Genomic DNA, 21,061 nt, shown 5'->3' on the forward strand with positions numbered 1-21,061 from the left:
AATTTATAAAACAGAAGAGCGCTTTTAAGGCGCTCTTCTGTTTTATGCGTATGTTTATTTCTGAAAAAAGCGATTCCGATAGCGATGATATAAGTGATCGACGGAAGCATATAGGTCCTTTTGGGAAGAGGATAGGATACTCCTATATTGTTCCAGTGCAGCAAAGGCAAATTGCACCGACCGAACATCGACTGCCTCTGGTTTATCTCTTGCCAATGCATCCACATAATCAAAATTATCTGCCAAGAACTGCATATGTCGGTCCACAATTCGATCTGCAGCCTCAATTTCCTTGCTCTTGTACAACGTGTCTACAATGCTACCGTAGTGATACGCTTCTTTTGCATCGTAAGTCCGGGTAGGTAGCAGTTTTGCCGCTTTTATTGCAACCTCTTTTGCTCGCCGTAAATCACCCTGTGCAGATAGCAGCTGTACCGTACGCGCGTACACATCCGGCAGCACGAAATTCTCCATGTAATTCCGTGAGTCAACATCTACAAAACGTTGAGTAGCATAATTCCCCCAGGCAAACGTTCTGGTCGCATGCACATACAATCGATCAACATGGACCAATTCCTGTGGTTTCTCCACTCTTGGCCCATCCATCCGCACTGGCATAAGTTTCTTCACCAACCCTTCTTCAACCAGGTATTTCGAAAGACCCGCCATTTTATCTAGCGGGGTATAATTTGTAAAATAAATAGGTCGCTTCCAATTATTCGCACGAATGATACCGAGCAAAGCCAGTTCTGCACGAGTTACGTAATTTCCTGAATATTCCCAAGTCATTTCGTCGACAATATGGCTTTCCCAGTTTTTAGGAACAACGTTATATTTAAGGACATTCTCCCGATCAACGGACATTTTAATATGTCTAGCCGGGAGATAATTGATCGCACTTCCGTTTTGTGCCTCTAATTGGTTCTTTGGGTTATCCGACAGCATAAACTGCAGGAGCATATCTAAATCCACTTCCTCGGTTATTCCCTGATCCACAAAAGGGAGGTAGTCACGGACGCCCTGTACCAATTTTTCATCAGCAATCGATGTATCAACAGGTGCAGCGCGATTTACCTTGTTCTTTAATTGCTTTACATACCAATGCGACTGCAGGTAGCTGACGTTAACTATGCGCACATCCGTGCGGACCCCCTCCACTTCTTGTAGATACCACAATGGAAACGTATCGTTGTCCGCGTAAGTAAACAAAATAGCGTTCGGTTCGCAAGATTGTAGGTAGTTGTAAGCCACGCTTCGCGCAAAATCCCTATCTGACCGGTCATGATCGTCCCAATTTTCCGAAATCAAAAGTACGGGAGCTCCAAGGAAACATGCCAATCCAGCAAGGCACGTGGCAGCCCGAACAGACAATTTTCGTTGTAATACGTCAATTATCGCAAGAACCCCGAAGCCAATCCAGACGGAGAAAGCATAAAATGATCCCGCATAAGCATAATCACGCTCCCTGGGTTGGAGCGGTGACTGGTTAAGGTAAAGTACGATAGCAACACCGGTAAAAAAGAACAGTATGCCAACAATGGATGCATGCCTCTTATCTCGCCTAATATGCCACAACAAACCTGCTAAACCGACCAATAACGGAAAATAATAATAAACATTCCGACTGGGATGGACAGAATTACCGGACGATTCTTGCCGGCCTCCGAGGCGTTGATTATCTAGTATGGGAATTCCAGAAAGCCAATTACCACTGGTACTTCCTACATATTTTTGCTCATCATTTTGCCGGCCTACAAAATTCCACAGAAAGTAACGTCCATACATATCCCCCAATTGATGGGAAAAGAAAAATCGTAAATTGTCTGAAAAGGTTGGAGATTCACCTGGAGCTAGGCCTAAATACATCCGATAAAAATCTGGATGTTTATCACTGTACACGCGCGGAAACAACATTTCTTTATCGTATGCATATCGTGGGCTACCCGTCATCTTCTCGTAACGATCTTTGCCCTTCTTATACGTGCTTCCGTACACCACATCTACCACTTTGGCATCAAAAGTAGGGCCTTTGATGAGCGGCTCACTAATGTATTGTTCCCGACTAAGGTATCCTAAAAATGAGTACACGTTATCTGGCGCATTGTTGTTAAGCGACGGATCTGCGTGTGCACGGATGACGATCATCGCAAAAGAGGTATACCCGAACAAGACAAAACAAATACCCAAGAGTGCAGTATTCAATACAGGTTTTGATCTTTTCACACTGTAGTATATCCCCCAACCTAACGAAATGACCAACAAAAATGCAAAAATCCATATCCCTGTACCGAAATCAAAACCAAACTGATTGACGAATAGCAGTTCGAATTTCGCCGCTATACGAATCAGATATTGGATGACACCCCAAAGAATAAAGGCAAGGATACCAATTCCAATCGTTAAGGAAGCGACGATTCCCTTTGTCGATATTTTTTGGTATCTGCGGAAATAAACGATCAAGGCCAATGCAGGAATGGTCAATAAGTTCAACAAATGTACACCTATAGACAGCCCCATAATATACATAATTAACAATAGCCATCGATCTGCGTTAGGCTGATCCGCTCGTCTATCCCATTTTAAAATGAGCCAAAATACCGCGGCAGTACATAACGACGACATGGCATATACTTCAGATTCTACAGCTGAATACCAAAATGAATCTGTAAAAGCGTATGCTGCAGCACCTATCGTTCCCGCCAGCATAATCCGCGCAATGTGCCACCCGCCTGTTGCAATATTCGATTTATCGAACACTTTACGGGCCAAGGCAGTAATCGTCCAGAACAAAAACAAGATCGTCATTCCGCTACATACTGCCGATCCAGCGTTCATCCAGTACGCGATACGCGACGTATCTCCCATGGCAAGATTTGAAAACACATTCTGGATCATCAGAAATAGAGGCGCACCCGGTTGGTGAACGATCTGAAGTTTATAAGCAGATGCGATAAACTCCCCCGTATCCCACCAGCTGTTAAACTGATCTGCCGTCACCATATAAACACACGTAGCAATAAGGGCGAGAAGCCAACCGATGAGGTTATTAATCTTTTCGTAATTCATATCGTTTATTCTTGGGTAATTTGGATATTAAATTACAAACAAAATACGGGGATCCGTTCGCATTAACATTATTTAACGGGAGGCCTTTGAACCATGTACATAGCCATGGACTTGCATGAAAAAGCGGATTACGATTTATCGGCGTATCCCGCTTTTATATTTTTTTAAATTCGGACGGTGAATCGCTTATGTTAAGCTAGTCGTTCCACAATCTTCTTTGTCGGACCAGGATTACTCATGGTGTAAAAGTGCAGTACCGGTGCGCCGAACTTAATTAGCTCTTTGCATTGGTTGACCAACCATTCCTCGCCCACCTGCCTCACGTCTGCATTTGTTTTGCAAGCGTCAACAGCATCACTCAATTCCTCTGGAATGTCCAGATGGAAGATTTTAGGCAGGGTGATCAACTGCTTCTTGGTTGTCAGTGGTTTCAACCCCGGAATGATCGGTACATGAATGTCGTTATCCCTGCATTTGGTCACGAATTCCTTGTATTTTTCTACGTTAAAAAACATCTGGGTCACGATAAATTCCGCTCCCATGTCTACCTTTTTCTTTAACCATTTGAAATCGGTGTTAAAATTAGGTGCTTCAAAATGTTTCTCTGGGTATCCGGCAACACCTATACAGAAATTTGTCTTTTCTGAGCTCTCAATATCCTCATGCAAATATTTGCCATGGTTCATGTCAATGACTTGTTCCAGCAAATCAGTCGCATAGGCATGTCCGCCTGGTGTAGGAACGAAATCAGGATCGCCTTTTCTTGCATCCCCACGCAAGACTAATACATTGTCAATGCCTAGAAAATTTAAATCGATCAATGCGTTTTCTGTTTCCTCTTTGGTAAAACCACCGCAAATTAGGTGAGGCACGGCATCCACTTTGTATTTACTCATTATGGCTGCGCATATGGCAACGGTTCCTGGACGTTTTCGATAGGCAACACGTTCCAGCAAGCCACTATCATGTTGTTTATACAAATAGTCTTCCCGATGGTATGTTACGTCGATAAATGGAGGTTTGAACTCCATCAATTCGTCCATGGTTTTAAAAATACTTTGGATCCCCTGACCCTTTGCAGGCGGTAGCAACTCGAATGAAAACAAGGTTTTTCCCTTGGCGTTCTTAATATGATCTACAATTTTCATTTTTTTCTATTTAGGCTCAGAGAAAACGCACGGGGAATTGTGATTCTTCAGCTTATCTTTCTCAACCACCTTGTCGAGTAGAATGTAGCACCTTGACCATGGTCAGGTTGCTAAGGCTTCAGCGGGTCTATTCCCTCTGCCTTTCTCTATAAGCGGAGGCTAATATCGTTATTCTAATCAAGAAGTAAAAATTAAAAATCGTTTTTTGCAACCTTTAACATGGGGTAAATCGCTAATAAACAGCGGAAAATTGGAGACTTATTCTTTGTAAAGATCAATGAGACCATCCGGCAGTTCCACTTCGATGATTTCTTCCTCAGGATCTATATCCAATATCAGCTCTTCATTCAACGGAAATAACAGTTCCTTTCCATGAAAGTCCACCCTAGCTATAAATTGTTGAGGAAGTTCTTGCACGTCAATGATCTCACCAATTTCGCCTTCGTGTTCGTCAATTACCCTAAAACCGATTAAATCAGAATAACGGAAGTCGTCCGGATCACGCTCTGGCATCTTGTCCGTGGGCAAATAGGCCTTTTTTTTCACCAATCCCTGTGCTTTATCGATATGATCAACATCCGCTAGCTGGAGATAAGCCGTACTATTCTTCTGCAGTTTAATAGAATCCACGAAATAAGGCACCAACTTCTTGTTTATTTCCAGAAAAAGCACATCAAAATCGAGTTCATCGTAATCAGTGAACTCGAAAAAAAGTTGCAATTCCCCCTTCAATCCTCGGGTTTTCGTGATATAGCCTATATAAAAAGCGTCGTTCAGATTCATCCTGCAAAGTAAGAAGTAAAAAATGACAATTCAAAAAAGGCAGAGCAATGATAAGATCATGTTGTCCGCTCATCGCCCGATCAATTCGCCCAATTAAAAAAGCCGAACCTAATCGGTACGGCTTTCTTGAATCTGTATGAATAATACTTATCCTTCAGTTTCTTCTGACGCTGGAGCTTCAGTTTCTGCTTCTTCAGCAGCAGGAGCCTCCTCAACAGCAGGCGTGTTTTTAGCAACGATAGCAGCAGCTTTGTCCGCTTTTTTCTTTGCTTCTGCAGCAAGAGCAGCTTTCTTAACCTCTTCCTTCGACTGTGCTAAGCCTGATTTCTTACCTTCAATTTTTGCATCTTTACCTTCTGACCATTGTGCAAAAAGTTCTTCTGCTTTAGCTTCATCAAATGCACCTTTTTTCACACCACCTTGTAAGTGTTTTTTGTACAGTACACCTTTGTAAGAAAGGATAGCACGTGCTGTATCTGTAGGCTGTGCACCTTTATTCACCCAATCTAATGCTTTTTCAAAATCCAAAACGATTGTCGCTGGATTTGTGTTTGGATTGTAAGAACCGATACGCTCGATGAATTTACCATCACGTGGAGCACGTGAATCTGCTACTACTACGTGGTAGAAAGGCTTTCCTTTTTTACCATGTCTTTGCAATCTGATTTTAGTTGCCATGTTTTTTTTGTTTATGTATTCAACATATCCCCCGTGCCTCATGCAAGAGGGGACGCAAAGATAGCAATTTAAATCTGAAAAATAAAAACAAAAAAGAAGCTAGGTCTGTCTACCTCTGCGAGTTGCAGGCCTTCGTAGACAAACGCTCATCATTACTTACTTTATTTTTCCCCTTTTTATCGCTATTTTCAAACCATGAACGCAGTTGCTCCACTAAAAATACTAAAGGCTTCCGCTGGTTCGGGAAAAACCTTTAGCCTTACTCTCCACTATCTCACGCTGCTGCTCTCCAATGAAAACAGCTACCGGGAGATTTTAGCGGTCACCTTTACGAACAAAGCGACAGCCGAAATGAAGGAACGTATCTTGAGCGTTTTAAACGGCCTTGCCACAGGCAGTCCATCAGGGAAAATTGAAGACTTTCGGAAACTTTTACGGCAGCAATCTCCAAACTGGACGGATCAACTTATCCAAGAAAAAGCGTACCGCGTTTATCGAAAAATTCTTCACGATTATGGACATTTTACCATAAGTACCATCGACGGCTTTTCCCAGAAAGTTATACGTAGCTTCACCTACGAGCTTAATTTGGACGCTGCGTACAAAATCGAGATGAATACCGCGAAGGTTAAACAAGAGTTAGCTATAATGTTAACTCAACTGCTAGACGACAGACCAGACTTATTGGCTTGGATTATGGACTTTGCCGAACAAAAGATTGCCAATAATGAAAACTGGAATTACCGGCAACAATTGCTCAATTTAGCCAACCTTATCTTCACTGAAAATTTTCAGGAATTTAACGCCTATTTAGCTGTCGCCGATGCGGTGGATGTCTTTAATCTGCTTCATAAGGATGTGCAAGAAAAAACCTCTTTTTTCCTAGACACCTTGAAGCAAACCATAGACGCATTTGCGCGGACTTTACATTCTTTTCAGGTGACTCCCGATGACCTGAAAGGAAAGTCCAAAAACGCCTTGATCATAGCGAGTAAAACCGATAGTAACGTGCACAAACAGACCGCTTCTGAACTCAAAAAAACAGTGGATCGTTTTCTCAAAATCGCAGACAGCGGTGATGCTTTCGTTGCCTCGGATAAAAGCTTGCGCGAGGATATACGGGTTGCATTACGGCCCATTCTCCAACAATTTACTGATTTACACCGTTTATTTCCCAGCTTCATTGCCTATCAAGCGGTGCAAGGAAACTTATACTATCTACGTCTACTGAAAGAAATGAGCGACCTGCTCAGCCAATGGCGGAAAGAAAACGGCGCACAACTTATTTCCGACTCGCAGATCTTATTGAACCGTCTCGGCCTAGATGAGCATAACGATCCTACCTTCATATGGGAAAAAATTGGTAATAGGTATAATTATTTTTTGTTTGATGAGTTTCAGGATACCTCTCGCGTACAGTGGAGAAACTATAGCCCGTTGCTTATAAATGCCTTGGCAAACGCACGACAACAGGTCAGCGAACATCTGATCGTGGGCGATGTAAAACAAAGCATTTATCGATGGCGGAATGGGGACTGGCGGATATTGTTGCAACAGGTTGAGGAGCAAGTGGCGCAAGCCTTTCACCTTCCAGATCAAGAACGGTATACGTTCATAGAGAGCGGATCGCTGGACAGCAATTTTCGCAGCCTCCCAAATATCATCACCTTAAATAACTACTTATTTGACCGAATCCCAAAAAGACTGCAGGAAGTTTTAAACGAGAAAGTACAAACACAACTCGACGACCAAGGACAAGTTTGGTGGGCACAGTCCGGCAACGCCAACCTGTTGATAAAAGCATACGAAAATTCGAAACAGGAGATTCCAACGTATCGGCAAACTGATGTAAATCGACCAGGATCTATCGAGATCCGCTATCTGCCTGTGGAAAACGGGTTGCGCCGGCGCAATCAAATAGTGGAACAGGCGCTGGAATTCCTAACAGCGAAGATCGGCGAATGGATTTCGACGGGACGGTACCGTCCTAAACAAATCGGCATTCTGGTACGGAGCAATACCCAGGCCAAGCAAGTTATACAAGCACTCATGCAATATAAAAATCAACAGGGGCTCCAATTCGATGTCATCTCGGGAGACGCCCTTTCTTTAGCCGGAAACGATGCCATCCTGTTGCTTATCGAAACGTTAAAAGCATTAGTATACACCTCCAATAAGCATATCATCCATAGGGCGAATATGGCTTATTTATTTCAACTTGTCCATAAACAAACATCATTTGACAACGATTATTGGTTGCTATTTAAAACGAACAACATGCATGATCTAGCGGAGATCTTGCCGCAGGCGTTGTTGACACAATGGTCTAAGCTCCAACAATCACCCTTAATCCACTTGATCGAACAACTGATCGAGATTTACAACCTGCACGATGCGGGGAATATTCATCTTCCTTATCTGCTTGCATTTAAAGATGTGATATCGAATTTCTCCGCCACTGGCGAACGCGGGGTGACACAGTTTTTACAGTTTTGGGAAGAAGATGGGAATAGGGCAACGCTACCGGCCAATGGTAAAGTCGACGCCATCGAAGTAACCACAATCCATAAGTCGAAAGGTTTAGCCTACGATGTCGTAATGCTTCCATTCTGTTCGTGGGATTTGGACGGTATGATCAATGGCGAATTCTGGATAAATACACAAGATTCGCCCTTTGAAGCCCTTGGAAAAATCCCAATCAAATACAACAGTAACGTCGGCAGCTCCATCTTCTATAAACAATATTTCGAGGAGATGTTATTCAACTATATGGATTCGCTTAACACGTTTTATGTCGCTACCACCCGAGCCATTCAGCACCTCTTTATTTTGGCGCCTTCTTTTAAGGAAAACGTAGATAAAAAGACCGGGGAAATTCTGGGCTATGACAAAAAGAATGAATACATCAGCGACATCCTTTATCAGGTGTTGGACGAGCCCGATGCTCCCTTTGCCTTAGAAGCGAATCGACTTTTGATCGACAACAATGCTCCGCTTCCAGACGAACCATTACCTCTAGAAATGATGGTACCGAGCGAATCTTCCAAAATTAGACATGAACGCATTGCGTTGACCGTCTACCCGATCTCTCAGGAACTGCAAAAGGCATTTAATAAATCGACTAAACGCACGATAAACAACATTCTAATGCTTGAAAAAGCGGCACAATATGGCATCCTGGCGCACGAAATCATGTCGGAGATCACTGCCGAAGAAGAGATCGAACCACTCATCGACCAATTTATCGAGCACGGTGTATTAACAGAAGACGATCGAGCATTTATACAACGGGAGATCCATCAAATCTGGCATCACCCTAAAATCCATCAGTGGCTAACAGGATCGTATAAAATATGGAATGAGGCAAGCATCATTTTAGCAAATGGGGAAACTATACGACCGGACAAAGTCTTCACCAGTGAGCAGGAAACTATTGTATTAGACTTTAAATTTACCAAAGGCGACTATGCCGACCATCAATGGCAGGTAGACAGTTACAAAAAGGCGCTACAAAACCTAGGATATATAAATGTCAAGGGTTATTTATATTATGCCAAGATTAATGAGCTCGTAGAGGTCATCTAAACCCTAAGACTTTACATTTATCTCCATCATGAACAAACCATTTTTACGCTTAGTAGCAGAAGATATACAAAAACGATTCGACAACGATCTTTCCGACATCGCTATCGTCTTTAACAACAAACGTCCTATCACCTACCTCAAGAAACACTTGGCAGAGGTATATGCCAAAGCGATCTGGTCGCCGCAGTTTTTCACGATTCAGGAATTTCTAAAGCAAGCCACGGACGCATCAGAAGCCTCTGCGCTTACACAGTTCTTCTATCTATTTCAATTGCATAACGATTTACTACAGACAGAGGGGGGAGAACTGGAAACTTTAGAAGAATTTTATCCAATCGCCGAAATTATCTTAAGCGATTTCGGACAGTTGGATTACGAACTGGTCGATATTGACCAGATCTACATGGAGCTCTACGACAGCACCGAAATAGATATCGCCTTCCAACATTTGACAACTGAACAACAAGCATTTATCCGGCAGTTCTGGCAATCCTTCAGTATGACAGGGCACACCGGTTTACAACAACGTTTTTTACGGCTTTGGAAAAGACTCCCCGTCCTCTACAAGCGATTTAAGGAAAAACTTCAACAGGAAAAACAATTAAGTTATCCGGCTTTATATCGAAACCTGGTAGAGGGACATGTCGCCTACCCAAATTTCGTCGACCGGTACAAAAAAGTGCTGTTCGTTGGCTTCAACGCGCTCAATCAGGCTGAAGTTTTTCTTTTCCAAAAGTGGCAGGAGGAAGGACGCGCGCTATTTTACTTTGACGCGGACGCGTATTATATAGACGATAGACAGCAAGAGGCAGGACTCTTTATACGACGAAACATACATAGTTATAAATTCACGAACGCATTAGGCGAAAGTCCAAATATTTTGGGAAACCGATCGGACGATGTCCATCTGTATGCTGCAGCCGGAAAGAATAGCCAGACTAAATTGTTGTATGATATCCTGAACATCCGTGAACGTCCCGAGGAAAGCTCGGCCATCTTACTAGCTGACGAAAATCTGTTGGTACCGCTTTTGCAAAGCTTACCGGATGTTCGCCCCAATATTACCACCGGGTATCCCTTAACGCAGTCCCCGATATTTGGGTTACTGGATCTTTGGATGGACGTGCAGCAGGATATCTCTCACTCAAAAAAGACCAAAATATCGTTTCAGCAGGTAGAAACGTTTATGAATCATCCGTTAACCCATGTATCGTCGCATGAGCGCACCAAGCTACTCAATGAAATTGCTGAAAAACAGCTCTTTGAAATATCCCTTGATCAAATCATCATATCCAGCAGCGCCCTCCCACATTTTTTCCGTCCCCTTTCCGATTCGCGGCTGTTGATCCCCGAATTAATACATCTACTAGACAGCCTACTCATCGCAATAGCTGAGCAAGATCGCATCAGCCAGTTAGACAGCAACCTAATCGTCGAAACAAAGAAGATCCTTAACCAGTTGAAAACCGGTGTGGACAGCATGACGCCATCTTCCATAGCCTTTCAGCTCGGACTCATACGTAAAGCGATCTTGCCGATCAATTCGGCGATTGAAGGAGATCCCCTGTGCGGATTGCAAATCATGGGGTTATTAGAAAGCCGTTGCCTCAACTTCGATCGCATATATATCCTTGGCGCCAACGAAGGCATTTTGCCAAAAACAGCCAATGCCCCCACTTTTCTTCCCGATAGCTTACGACGCGCATATGGTCTCCCTGTCCTGGAAAATCAAGACGCCCTTTCAGCCTATCTCTTCTATCGTCAATTTCAGTACAGCAAAGATATCCATATCTTTTACAACAGTATCGTTGATGAAAATAGTAGCGGAGAAGAAAGCCGATTTATAAAACAGCTACAATTTGAAAGCAACTTCCATTTTGTCACACATACCCAACAACAGCCGATCCGATTCCAAAATCCAGCGCCCGAGCTGATTGTCCACAAACAGGGCGCTGTCTGGTCAAACATGTATGACAGCTATATCCTCGGAAAAAAGAAACTGTCTGCAACGGCCTTAACAACGTATTTGCAATCACCCTTACAATTTTTCCTAAAACATGTTGCAGAAATTAAGGAACCGCCCACCATCTCCTACGAATTCGAAATGAACCGCCTGGGCACTGTTATTCACGAGGTGATGGAACAATTCCTTAAGCCGTTCAAAGGCATAAAACAGTGGACATCAACTACGCAACTAAAGGAAAAATTAATGCTGGTGGATCAACTGGTCGCCAATGAAATCGGCCGACAATATCATACGGAGACTCCTTCCGTTGATGCACTGAACAGCATGCAACGCATCATGCACAAGGTAGCCAGTGAATACGTAAAAATGTATCTCCAATACGATATCGATCAGTACAAAGCGTTTCGGATTATAGAACTCGAAAATAACGAGGACTATACCCTAGATTTCCCAATCACCATAAATGGTAGACAAGAAACCGTTCGTTTATTCGGCATTATCGATCGTGTCGACGAAGTTTTGACAAGTGATGGTCAGTTGAAAACGCGAATTGTTGACTATAAAACAGGTGGCGACAGCGTTGTCTTCCGTAGCTTGGAAAAAGTATTTGCTACCGATACGGAAAATAAAGCCCTAATACAGACTTTGTTCTACGCTTATGTGTTTGAACAAGTCACCGGCAAATCACGATTAGAACCACATCTCTATGTCGCGCGCAAGATGCGAGAGGAAGGGACATTGTTTAACAACGGTAAAGAAACTTTAGAAGGCGAGCAACTCGTTTGTATACAAGAAGAATTCGTCCGTTTTCTGCGCCATACGCTGGAAGAAATATTTGACCCTGCTGTTCCTTTTAAGCATCATCCTAATGCAAAAGTCTATGATTCGGATCCATACACCCTATTCTATCGAAATGCAAGTGCATCACCCGAAGAGGATGACACCTAAGTCGACTTACCAATCACCGCAAAGCAATGCGTGGGCGCGCACCCCATGGGCACAGCCTAACAGCTCAGGTTAGCGGTTGCACGCTTTATCTGAAGCGCGATGTAAGGAAGTCTATGGTAAAGGCTTTAAAGCACCATAAAACAGAAGTCCTCAAAGGTTTTGACTGGGAAAGTGACAACAGCTCTACAAGTTATATCTCGATGAGCTCTATCTAATCGCAAAAGCAATTGATGCAGACCCTCGCGAAATGCTGAACAGATTATACGGTCATTTGATGATCCATGAAGAATAAAAATGAACAAGGACAATAGTTGGATAGCCGTAAATAAATAAAAGGCAGCACATCGAGAAAGTGCGAGTGCTGCCTTTATAGCATAGATATTCTTGTCACGGGAATCCCGGTCGTTAAATCTATGAGTTAATCACCGGAATCGTTCAAGTGAAAGTAAATTTCGTGTTAATCGATCATGATCTCATCGGTGAAAATCCAACTATCGCTATCGGCAAGCGGATCTCCTTTAGGAATTTTTCCGCGAGATTTCATTCTTATTTTAACGTAACGTCCTCGTTGCGTACCAACATCAATCTTCACCATGCCGTTTGCTGCAACAATGGCCTCTGTTGAAATCGTTTTTAGCGGTATGAACGTGTGGTTATCCTGCGAAATGGAAATTTCTACAGCAGCCGGGTAATGCACGCCTATTCCTTTATTCTCCAGCAGCGAAACACCTACCGTGCGCACATCCGTATCCGCGCCCAAATCTACTGTCGCTACAGCGTCTGTTCGGATAAAGCCCAGCCAATGTTCTTTATGCACGGAGCGGGATCCCAACACGCCGTCTACCAGAGCCTGCGCTCCCCCTTTTGAATAGGATTCGCTTGGTATATGGGCCAATGTCACAGATTTGGCAGTTGCTTTCGAACGCACGAATACTTGCTCTACCACCGCACTGATCTGTACACCGTTTTCAAAATAGGCGGCCCGGATGATGGATGCGTCTCCAACTAGAATTGGACCGGCATAAATTTTCGACCTCACAGTCGGCATGGAGCCATCCACTGTATAGCGGATCAAAGCAGGATCTTTAGCTGTATGCAACTCGTATGCTAGCTGATTTTGGCGCTGCACAACCTTCCCTACCACCTCATAGATGGCTTTACTGTAGTGAATACCTTTACGATCGAGACTACTAAAATGCGCGATGACACGGTTTTCAAATGTTTTGTACTCCTTTGGATTTGAGGTTCCCCAAGCCACCTCCGACAGCGCCATCAGCCGTGGAAACAACATGTGTTGCACCTGTTTGAAATTGGGAATATATTCTGTCCACATATTTGCCTGTGTTCCCAAAACATGTTTACCTTCCTCTGCCGTCAACTCAGACGGTATCGGTTGATAGCTATACACTTTTTCCAATCGCAGATCCGCAGCAAACGCCAGCGGTTCCGTTTGAGGATTACCTTGATAATAGTCAAAATATACATGCGAAGATGGCGTCATGATCGCATCATGTCCGGATTTCGCGGCATGTATCCCACCTTCAATACCCGTCCAGCTCATCACCGTAGCATTTGGCGCTAATCCACCTTGCAAAATTTCGTCCCAACCAATAATTTTCTTGCCCTTCGAATTGATATACTTCTCCATCCGAGTGATGAAATAGCTCTGTAGTTCATGCTCATCTTTCAGTCCTTCGCGTCTAATTAAATCCTGACAATGAGCACATGCCTTCCACCGTGTTTTTGGAGCTTCGTCGCCACCGATATGTATATAGTTGCTCGGAAATAGCGGGATGATCTCATCAATAACATCTTCCAGTAAGGCAAATGTTTCTTCTTTCGGGCAGAAGATATCTTCCATCACGCCCCAGTTTGTCCCTACCTCAAATGGTCCGCCCGTACAAGAAAGTTCCGGGTAGGCGGCCAAAGCCGCTTGCGCATGTCCGGGCATCTCAATCTCCGGAATCACTTCGATGTGAAGTGCTGCTGCGTAAGTGACTATCTCCTTAATCTGTTCTTGTGTGTAGAAACCGCCGTATATCATGGGATTGGCGGTTTGATGCGCATGCCCATCAAACGGCTTCCTTTTACGAAAGCCACCGATTTCAGTAAGCTTCGGGTGCGATTTAATTTCAATGCGCCAACCTTGGTCGTCCGTTAGGTGCCAATGGAATTTATTAATTTTGTAAGTTGCGATATAATCCAAAAAGTGCTTGACCTCCTCTACCGAGAAAAAATGCCTACAGACATCCAGGTGCATGCCTCGATAGGCAAATTTTGGGTAGTCGCTAATTTGCAGATAGGGAAGTTTCTTTGCTGTACGGTTTTCTTCAAGCAATTGCAGCAAGCTCTGTATCCCATAAAAGAGACCATGCTCGCTCGAAGCTGAGACCAAGATCCCGGTATCATCAACGGACAACTTATACCCCTCTGGAGCAATACCTACATCTGTACGCACAGTAAACTTTAAGGTAGGCTGATTTGATCTTTTCAGTTCCGTCCCCAAAATGGATTGCCATTGTTGTTGGAGATAAGTTATCTCCGGCGTTTGATCATCTGCAGAGATCGTCAATTTATTGATCAAAAAATTTTTTTTGCCCACTTGCATTTCTTGCGGTTGGGGAATTAACTGTTGTTGAGCCAAAACAGACCCAACGGATAACGAAAGACAGAACACACTGCCCCAGATTATTTTTTTCATATCTTACAAAGATGAACTTTTTATAACGTTGTGTCGTCACTTTACTGGCGGAGGAGACATTTGTTCATGTTCCATGCGATCGACGAAAGAACCAAGTCCTTCTCCATTACATTTCGAGTTACCTAATGGCACGTCGATAAAGCTATACTTCCGACGCACTTGTCTCTGTTTGGCTTCATCGGACAGAACCCGTTGTGATAATTCAATCGGTATTAGATCGCTTTCGTTTTCTTCTGTAACCAAGCTTGCTCTACATCTGTTAAGTGCCCCGCTAACTGCTCATATACCCAAGCATTATAGCGATTTAGCCAATCAACATGTTTTTGATCTAACAAGGTCTTGTCTACGAGATCCGTCGCGATGTAACAGATTGTTAGGGTTTCGAAATGTATAAAATCACCGAAAGGATTGCTCTCTAACGCTTTACTGAGCACCAAATTCTCAATACGGATTCCATATTCTCCTTCCCGGTACAAACCCGGTTCAATCGACGTTATCATCCCCTCTTCTACAGGGATATCGATATTGGATGGATTAAAGGTATGCGGGCCTTCGTGCACATTCAAGAAAAATCCCACACCATGTCCGGTCCCGTGTCCGTAGTTCCGCAACGTTTCCCAAATCGGACGTCGAGTAATGGCATCAATTTGATAGCCACGCGTACCCTTCGGAAATATGGCCATAGAACCTTCGATGGTACCTTTTAACACGATTGTATAGTCTGAACGTTCGGCATCGGTGATTCCTCCCAACGATATAACCCGGGTGATGTCCGTAGTCCCATCCTTATATTGTCCGCCGGAGTCTATCAACAGTAACCCGTTTGGCTGTAAAGGCGCATTACTATCTTCAGAGGCTTTATAATGGGGCAAAGCGCCATGCTCCAGATAGCCGGCAATCGTGTCGAAGGATATATCAACGAAACCTTCGTTTGCCGCGCGAAGTGTCTGTAGTTGGTCTGCAATGGAGATCTCGGTTAGCTTTCCATGTGAAACTTGTTCTTCAACCCATTTGAAAAAACGCGTCATTGCAATACCATCCTTCACCATCGCGGTACGGGTATGCGCAATCTCGACGTCATTTTTTATCGCCTTCAAACGCGTCGATGGATTAATATCTTCAATAATCTCCACCCCCTCCGGCACGGCATCGTACATCGCGAAACAAGTACGCTTGGGATCCAACAAAATACGTTCTGTCTGTATCGCTGCTACAGCCTGAAAAGCCTCCCAATAGGGTTGAATAGATACTCCGGCTTGCTGCAAGCTACGTTGATCGTTTACGGAAAGTTTCGTCTCATCAATAAACAGCGTATTTTTTTCGTCTTCGAGCAACAAGAACCCTAAGACGACCGGGTTGCATTTTACATCGCTCCCCCGCAAGTTCAATATCCATGCTAAGTCATCTAAAGAGGATATGAGATGTGCGCTAATACGCTTTAGGCGCAACTGTTCACGCACGCGCACTAATTTGCTATTTGCTGTCTCTCCAGTAGTCGATTCATCTAACAGATAGGCCTTTGACCGAGGAAGTGACGGACGATCTTTCCAGATGACATCTAATAAGTCAACATGCCCGTTAACCTGTATATCCAGCGGGAGAAGCGCTCCTTCCACTGCCTGTGCCACTGCCAAGGACGCAAGATTACCATCGAAGGCCACCGTACTGCCTGCAGGCAGCCGATCTGCAAGCCAAAACGCGTACTCTGCCGCGGCTTGCACGCTTAATTTCACCAATTCAAAACCTGTCCCTGCCAATTGATCGGCGGCTTGGACAAAATACCGGGAATCCGTCCACAATCCTGCGAAATCCTGTGTGATCGCTAACGTCCCAGCCGATCCCGTAAAACCGGAAGTCCAAGCAATGCATTTATAGCGTTCGGGCAGATATTCGCTAATATGCGGATCAGATGAAGGAATTATATACGCATCGATACCACGGGCGCTCATTTGCTCGCGTAGTGCTTGTAGTCGTTCTGCATGTGCCATTTTCATTCTTTTCTAGTACTCGCGCAAGTTAGAAAATAAGTCAGGAAAATGCCGATTTTTACCTGTTTTTTTGACCACGATAAGATATATACTCCCTTTTCGTTCACTACAAAGCAACATACACTAAAGTGGATACCCGTGCGAAAAATTCCGCAAAAAGATCTTTTTTATATAAGTTTGTTCAAACGAATTACCATGTTGACACGATACACTTATATTTTCACGCTCGCGGCGTTCATGTTATATGCTCCTATCGTCGATGCCCAAGGGCTAAAAGATAAGATGGCGTCCGCCTATCAAACCTTCTTAGACAACGGAAAATTAACAAACGGCATCGCTTCTTTGACCGTATTGGACGGCAAAACAGGTCATGTTATCTTCTCCGACAACGCGGCCATCGGCCTACCGACCGCATCGACGATGAAGGTCATTACCTCAATTACCGCACTAGACATCTTGGGACCCGACTATACATATAAAACACGGCTGGCTTACACAGGGCACATTGATAGCCTAGGTGTACTCAACGGGGACCTTATCATAACCGGATCAGGGGATCCCACATTAGGCAGTGATCGTTTCCCGCAAACAAAAAAAGAATCCATCATTAGCAAATGGTTATCCTCGGTTAAAACTGCAGGTATCAACCGGGTCAATGGACGAGTTATTGGGGATGACCTTTCTTTCAATGGCAATGACATACCCGGTGGCTGGAATTGGACAGACATGGGCAATTATTATGGTGCGGGTATCTCGGGACTGAACTGGCTGGAAAATAAAGCGGGAATTACCTTTGCTCCTACCATTGTGGGGCAACTTGCGCCGGTCGTAAAAACGAGCATACCGTTCCATGACATACGACTCATAAACGAAGTAACAACTGGAACAAACGGCTCTGGCGACCGCGTGTACGCTTATTCAGCACCTTATTCCAATACGATTTACTTGCGCGGGACATACGGCAAGGACTTAAAAAAAATCATCGAAATTTCGCTTCCTGATCCAGCTATGGATCTTGCGCAGCAGCTGACAACGTCTTTGTCAGATCAAGGGGTCCAAGTGGATAGCCTTCCCACAACCGGAAAACTCCTACTAAATCAGGGAATACGACTAACGACACAACAACAAGAGCTTAATGTACACCACTCTCCACCTTTACCGGAGATCGTGCATTGGTTTAATCAGAAAAGCATCAATTTGTATGGAGAAGCTCTGCTCAAGACATTTGGCATGATAAGCGGGAATAAGACAGCCACGGATGAAGCGGCAACATTAATCGCCAAATACTGGGAACAAAAGCTTCGCATCCCGGTCGGAGAACTACGAATCTTAGATGGATCGGGGTTGTCACCTCAAAATCGAGTGACCACAATGTCCATGACAAAAATAATGCACTACGCGCAGAACCGTCCGTGGTTCCCGGCTTTCAAAAAGAGTCTACCTACCATCAACAACATATCCATGAAAAGTGGTACCATAGGTGGGGTACTGGGATATACCGGCTACCACACCGGCAAATCTGGTCCAGTAGTATTCTCGCTGCTGGTCAACAACTATTCAGGCAGTGGTTCAGCTATGCGTCAAGATATGTTTAAGCTGCTCGATCAGCTAAAATAGTACGAACAAATATGTTCTATTTGAAAAATATACAGTTTCGGAAAAAAATTAGCGAATCTTCTTTTGAAGTTTTAGCTTTGTAGCGAAAGAATTAACAGAGTAGTAGTAAATAGCAACCAAGAATGTTCCCAAAAACCAAACGCTTGACCGGCCCTGAAAACAGCCGATGAGCGCTTTAGTAGATGGACGCCTTTGGGCCTATTTACTTTTCACTTTTCACAGAAAATAATGAGTATCAACAGAAAAAAAGACGCGTTGGACTACCATGCGATGGGACGCCCGGGGAAAATTGCCGTCGTACCAACAAAACCCCACAATTCGCAACGAGATTTATCACTAGCATATTCACCGGGCGTAGCCGAACCATGTTTGGCGATTGCTGCAAATAGTGAGGATGCATATAAATATACATCTAAAGGAAATTTAGTCGCTGTAATCAGTAATGGTACTGCCGTGCTCGGATTAGGCGATATCGGTGCTCAGGCCGGTAAGCCGGTTATGGAAGGAAAAGGACTTCTCTTTAAGATTTTCGCGGACATCGACGTTTTCGACATCGAATTAGACACCAAAAATGTAGACGAATTTGTCAATATCGTTAAGGCGTTAGAGCCGACATTTGGCGGGGTCAACCTGGAAGATATTAAAGCTCCCGAATGTTTTGAAATTGAACGTCGTCTGAAACAAGAAATGAACATCCCAGTAATGCACGACGACCAACATGGTACCGCTATTATTTCGGGCGCTGCGTTAATCAATGCATGTGAACTCATTGGAAAAGATATCGCCCAGGTCAAGATTGTAGTCAATGGCGCTGGCGCGGCTGCGATTTCATGTACGGCTATGTATATGGCAGTGGGTGCGAAAAAGGAAAACATCGTCATGCTTGATAGTAAAGGAGTTATTCGTAAAGACCGCGAAAATCTAGATAAAACTAAAGCGGAATATGCAACAGAAAGAGACATTTACACGTTAGCAGAGGCCGTAAAAGGTTCGGACGTTTTCATCGGTCTTTCGGCTGCAGATGTCTTGACACCAGACATGTTGTTATCGATGAACCCACGTCCTATTGTCCTAGCAATGGCTAATCCGAATCCAGAAATTGCCTACGACTTGGCATTAGAAACACGGGACGATGTGATCATGGGCACAGGCCGTTCAGATTTCCCAAATCAAGTAAATAACGTCCTCGGTTTTCCGTATATATTCCGCGGAGCCTTGGATGTTCGCGCGACAGGCATCAATGAAGAGATGAAAATAGCCGCTGTGCACGCCTTAGCAGCTTTAGCGAAAGAGCCTGTCCCTGAGGAAGTAAATCAGGCATACGACACCAGCAACCTCAAGTTTGGGCCGGAGTATATCATCCCGAAACCAACGGACCCTCGTTTGATTTATGAGGTATCCATCGCCGTTGCAAAAGCCGCAATTGCCTCTGGTGTAGCCCGCAAGGAAATAACAGATTGGGATCAATATAAAGAAGACCTACGTAAACGCCTAGGAAAAGATGACGGCATTATGCGCAACCTAACAACCAAGGCAAAACAAAACCCGAAACGTGTTGTTTTTGCCGAAGCCGACAACTACAAAACCCTTCGCGCAGCGCAGATCGTAAAGGAAGAAAAAATTGCCTATCCTATTCTCCTTGGAAACAGACAAAAAATTGAAGACCTAATTCGCGAATACGATTTCGATTTACAAGGCGTCAATATTATCGATCCTAACGAAGAGAAAAACTCCGAACGCTTTAATAGGTTTGCACAACATCTCTACAAACGGAGACAACGTCGCGGTATTTCGGAAAACGACGCTCGCAAATTGATGACCAACCGTAATTATTTCGCGGCGAGTATGGTACAATTTGGCGAAGCGGATACGCTCATATCAGGATTAACCCGCAATTACGCCGCAACAATTAAGCCTGCTTTGCAAGTTATCGGTGCAAAACCCAACAGCCGTGTCGCAGGGATGTACATGATGTTGACCGCTAAAGGCCCTATTTTCTTTGGCGATACAACCGTCAATGAAGATCCTACACCGGAAGAGCTGGCCGACATCACCGTGTTGCTGGAAAATGCCATTAAACGTTTTAATATTAAACCCCGCATAGCCCTGCTATCCTATTCGAATTTTGGATCTAACGATGGACGTGTAGCAACCAAAGTTCGAGAAACGGCGAAAATCTTACGCGAAAAGACACCTGATATTATCGTTGATGGTGATATTCAGGCTAATTTTGCGCTAAACAGCGATATGTTAAAAGCCAATTTTCCATTCAGTGTGCTGAATGGCCAAGCCGCTAATACCTTGGTATTCCCTAATTTGGAATCGGGAAACATTGCGTATAAATTATTGCAAGAAGTTGGTAACGCTGAAGCGGTAGGACCAATTCTTTTAGGTATGAATAAACCTGTGCATGTGCTGCAGCTTGACAGCTCTGTACGCGAAATTGTCAATATGGTGACGATCGCCGTCGTAGATGTGCAAGAACACGAAAAAGCTGGAAGCTAAAAATTTATTCCAACCAACAGATAGCTGGTATGGTCAGCCATCTGTTGGTTGTATTTTTAAATGAAAACGTCCCCTC

At 44.0% G+C, this 21,061-nt stretch carries 10 protein-coding genes and 1 riboswitch; of the genes, 4 read left to right on the top strand and 6 right to left on the bottom strand.

Annotated elements, in window-relative coordinates; genetic code table 11:
* Positions 1-54 precede the first annotated feature (54 nt).
* The 4 genes from ACFSR5_RS13355 to ACFSR5_RS13370 form a co-directional block, all read right to left on the bottom strand.
* Positions 55-3,066 carry a glycosyltransferase family 117 protein gene (locus tag ACFSR5_RS13355; RefSeq protein ID WP_380904582.1) on the bottom strand — a complete coding sequence of 1,004 codons (3,012 nt, stop codon included), beginning with the start codon at positions 3,064-3,066 and terminating at the stop codon, positions 55-57.
* A gap of 191 nt (positions 3,067-3,257) precedes the next feature.
* The gene (locus ACFSR5_RS13360) at positions 3,258-4,214 is read right to left on the bottom strand and encodes a methylenetetrahydrofolate reductase (protein WP_380904584.1); all 957 of its coding nucleotides are present in this window, start codon (positions 4,212-4,214) and stop codon (positions 3,258-3,260) included.
* Positions 4,215-4,263: 49 nt separating this feature from the next.
* Positions 4,264-4,369: riboswitch (SAM riboswitch) on the bottom strand.
* A 103-nt stretch (positions 4,370-4,472) separates the two neighbouring features.
* Positions 4,473-4,997 carry a ribosome maturation factor RimM gene (gene rimM / locus ACFSR5_RS13365; protein WP_380904586.1) on the bottom strand — a complete coding sequence of 175 codons (525 nt, stop codon included), beginning with the start codon at positions 4,995-4,997 and terminating at the stop codon, positions 4,473-4,475.
* Positions 4,998-5,144: 147 nt separating this feature from the next.
* Positions 5,145-5,675 (bottom strand): 30S ribosomal protein S16, encoded by a 531-nt coding sequence (locus ACFSR5_RS13370; RefSeq protein ID WP_380904588.1) that lies wholly within the window; start codon positions 5,673-5,675, stop codon positions 5,145-5,147.
* Between the two features lie 195 nt (positions 5,676-5,870).
* Here ACFSR5_RS13370 and ACFSR5_RS13375 point away from each other — a divergent pair, with 195 nt between their 5' ends.
* Both ACFSR5_RS13375 and ACFSR5_RS13380 read left to right on the top strand, forming a co-directional pair.
* The gene (locus tag ACFSR5_RS13375; RefSeq protein WP_380904590.1) at positions 5,871-9,260 is read left to right on the top strand and encodes a UvrD-helicase domain-containing protein; all 3,390 of its coding nucleotides are present in this window, start codon (positions 5,871-5,873) and stop codon (positions 9,258-9,260) included.
* Positions 9,261-9,288: 28 nt separating this feature from the next.
* Positions 9,289-12,174, top strand: a complete 2,886-nt coding sequence (locus tag ACFSR5_RS13380) for a PD-(D/E)XK nuclease family protein (protein WP_380904592.1) — start codon at positions 9,289-9,291, stop codon at positions 12,172-12,174.
* A gap of 457 nt (positions 12,175-12,631) precedes the next feature.
* Here the strand turns inward: ACFSR5_RS13380 and ACFSR5_RS13385 are convergent, their stop codons facing one another.
* Together ACFSR5_RS13385 and ACFSR5_RS13390 are read right to left on the bottom strand one after the other, a co-directional pair.
* A complete protein-coding gene (locus ACFSR5_RS13385) occupies positions 12,632-14,875 on the bottom strand; it encodes a beta-N-acetylhexosaminidase (RefSeq protein ID WP_380904594.1) in 2,244 nt (747 codons plus the stop codon).
* A gap of 212 nt (positions 14,876-15,087) precedes the next feature.
* Positions 15,088-16,869 (bottom strand): aminopeptidase P family protein, encoded by a 1,782-nt coding sequence (locus tag ACFSR5_RS13390; protein ID WP_380904596.1) that lies wholly within the window; start codon positions 16,867-16,869, stop codon positions 15,088-15,090.
* A 189-nt stretch (positions 16,870-17,058) separates the two neighbouring features.
* Here ACFSR5_RS13390 and dacB point away from each other — a divergent pair, with 189 nt between their 5' ends.
* On the top strand, positions 17,059-18,480 hold the full coding sequence (gene dacB, locus ACFSR5_RS13395; RefSeq protein WP_380904598.1) for a D-alanyl-D-alanine carboxypeptidase/D-alanyl-D-alanine endopeptidase: 1,422 nt from the start codon (positions 17,059-17,061) through the stop codon (positions 18,478-18,480).
* A 225-nt stretch (positions 18,481-18,705) separates the two neighbouring features.
* On the top strand, positions 18,706-20,985 hold the full coding sequence (locus ACFSR5_RS13400) for an NADP-dependent malic enzyme (protein ID WP_380904845.1): 2,280 nt from the start codon (positions 18,706-18,708) through the stop codon (positions 20,983-20,985).
* The last annotated feature ends 76 nt before the right edge of the window (positions 20,986-21,061 follow it).

The sequence above is a fragment of the Sphingobacterium suaedae genome, assembly GCF_042684625.1.
GTDB lineage: Bacteria > Bacteroidota > Bacteroidia > Sphingobacteriales > Sphingobacteriaceae > Sphingobacterium > Sphingobacterium suaedae.

Coding starts and splice junctions, on each gene's coding strand:
- ACFSR5_RS13355 (WP_380904582.1), bottom strand. CDS start 3,066: ATGAATTACGAAAAGATTAATAACCTCATCGGTTGGCTTCTCGCCCTT.
- ACFSR5_RS13360 (WP_380904584.1), bottom strand. CDS start 4,214: ATGAAAATTGTAGATCATATTAAGAACGCCAAGGGAAAAACCTTGTTT.
- rimM (WP_380904586.1), bottom strand. CDS start 4,997: ATGAATCTGAACGACGCTTTTTATATAGGCTATATCACGAAAACCCGA.
- ACFSR5_RS13370 (WP_380904588.1), bottom strand. CDS start 5,675: ATGGCAACTAAAATCAGATTGCAAAGACATGGTAAAAAAGGAAAGCCT.
- ACFSR5_RS13375 (WP_380904590.1), top strand. CDS start 5,871: ATGAACGCAGTTGCTCCACTAAAAATACTAAAGGCTTCCGCTGGTTCG.
- ACFSR5_RS13380 (WP_380904592.1), top strand. CDS start 9,289: ATGAACAAACCATTTTTACGCTTAGTAGCAGAAGATATACAAAAACGA.
- ACFSR5_RS13385 (WP_380904594.1), bottom strand. CDS start 14,875: ATGAAAAAAATAATCTGGGGCAGTGTGTTCTGTCTTTCGTTATCCGTT.
- ACFSR5_RS13390 (WP_380904596.1), bottom strand. CDS start 16,869: ATGAAAATGGCACATGCAGAACGACTACAAGCACTACGCGAGCAAATG.
- dacB (WP_380904598.1), top strand. CDS start 17,059: ATGTTGACACGATACACTTATATTTTCACGCTCGCGGCGTTCATGTTA.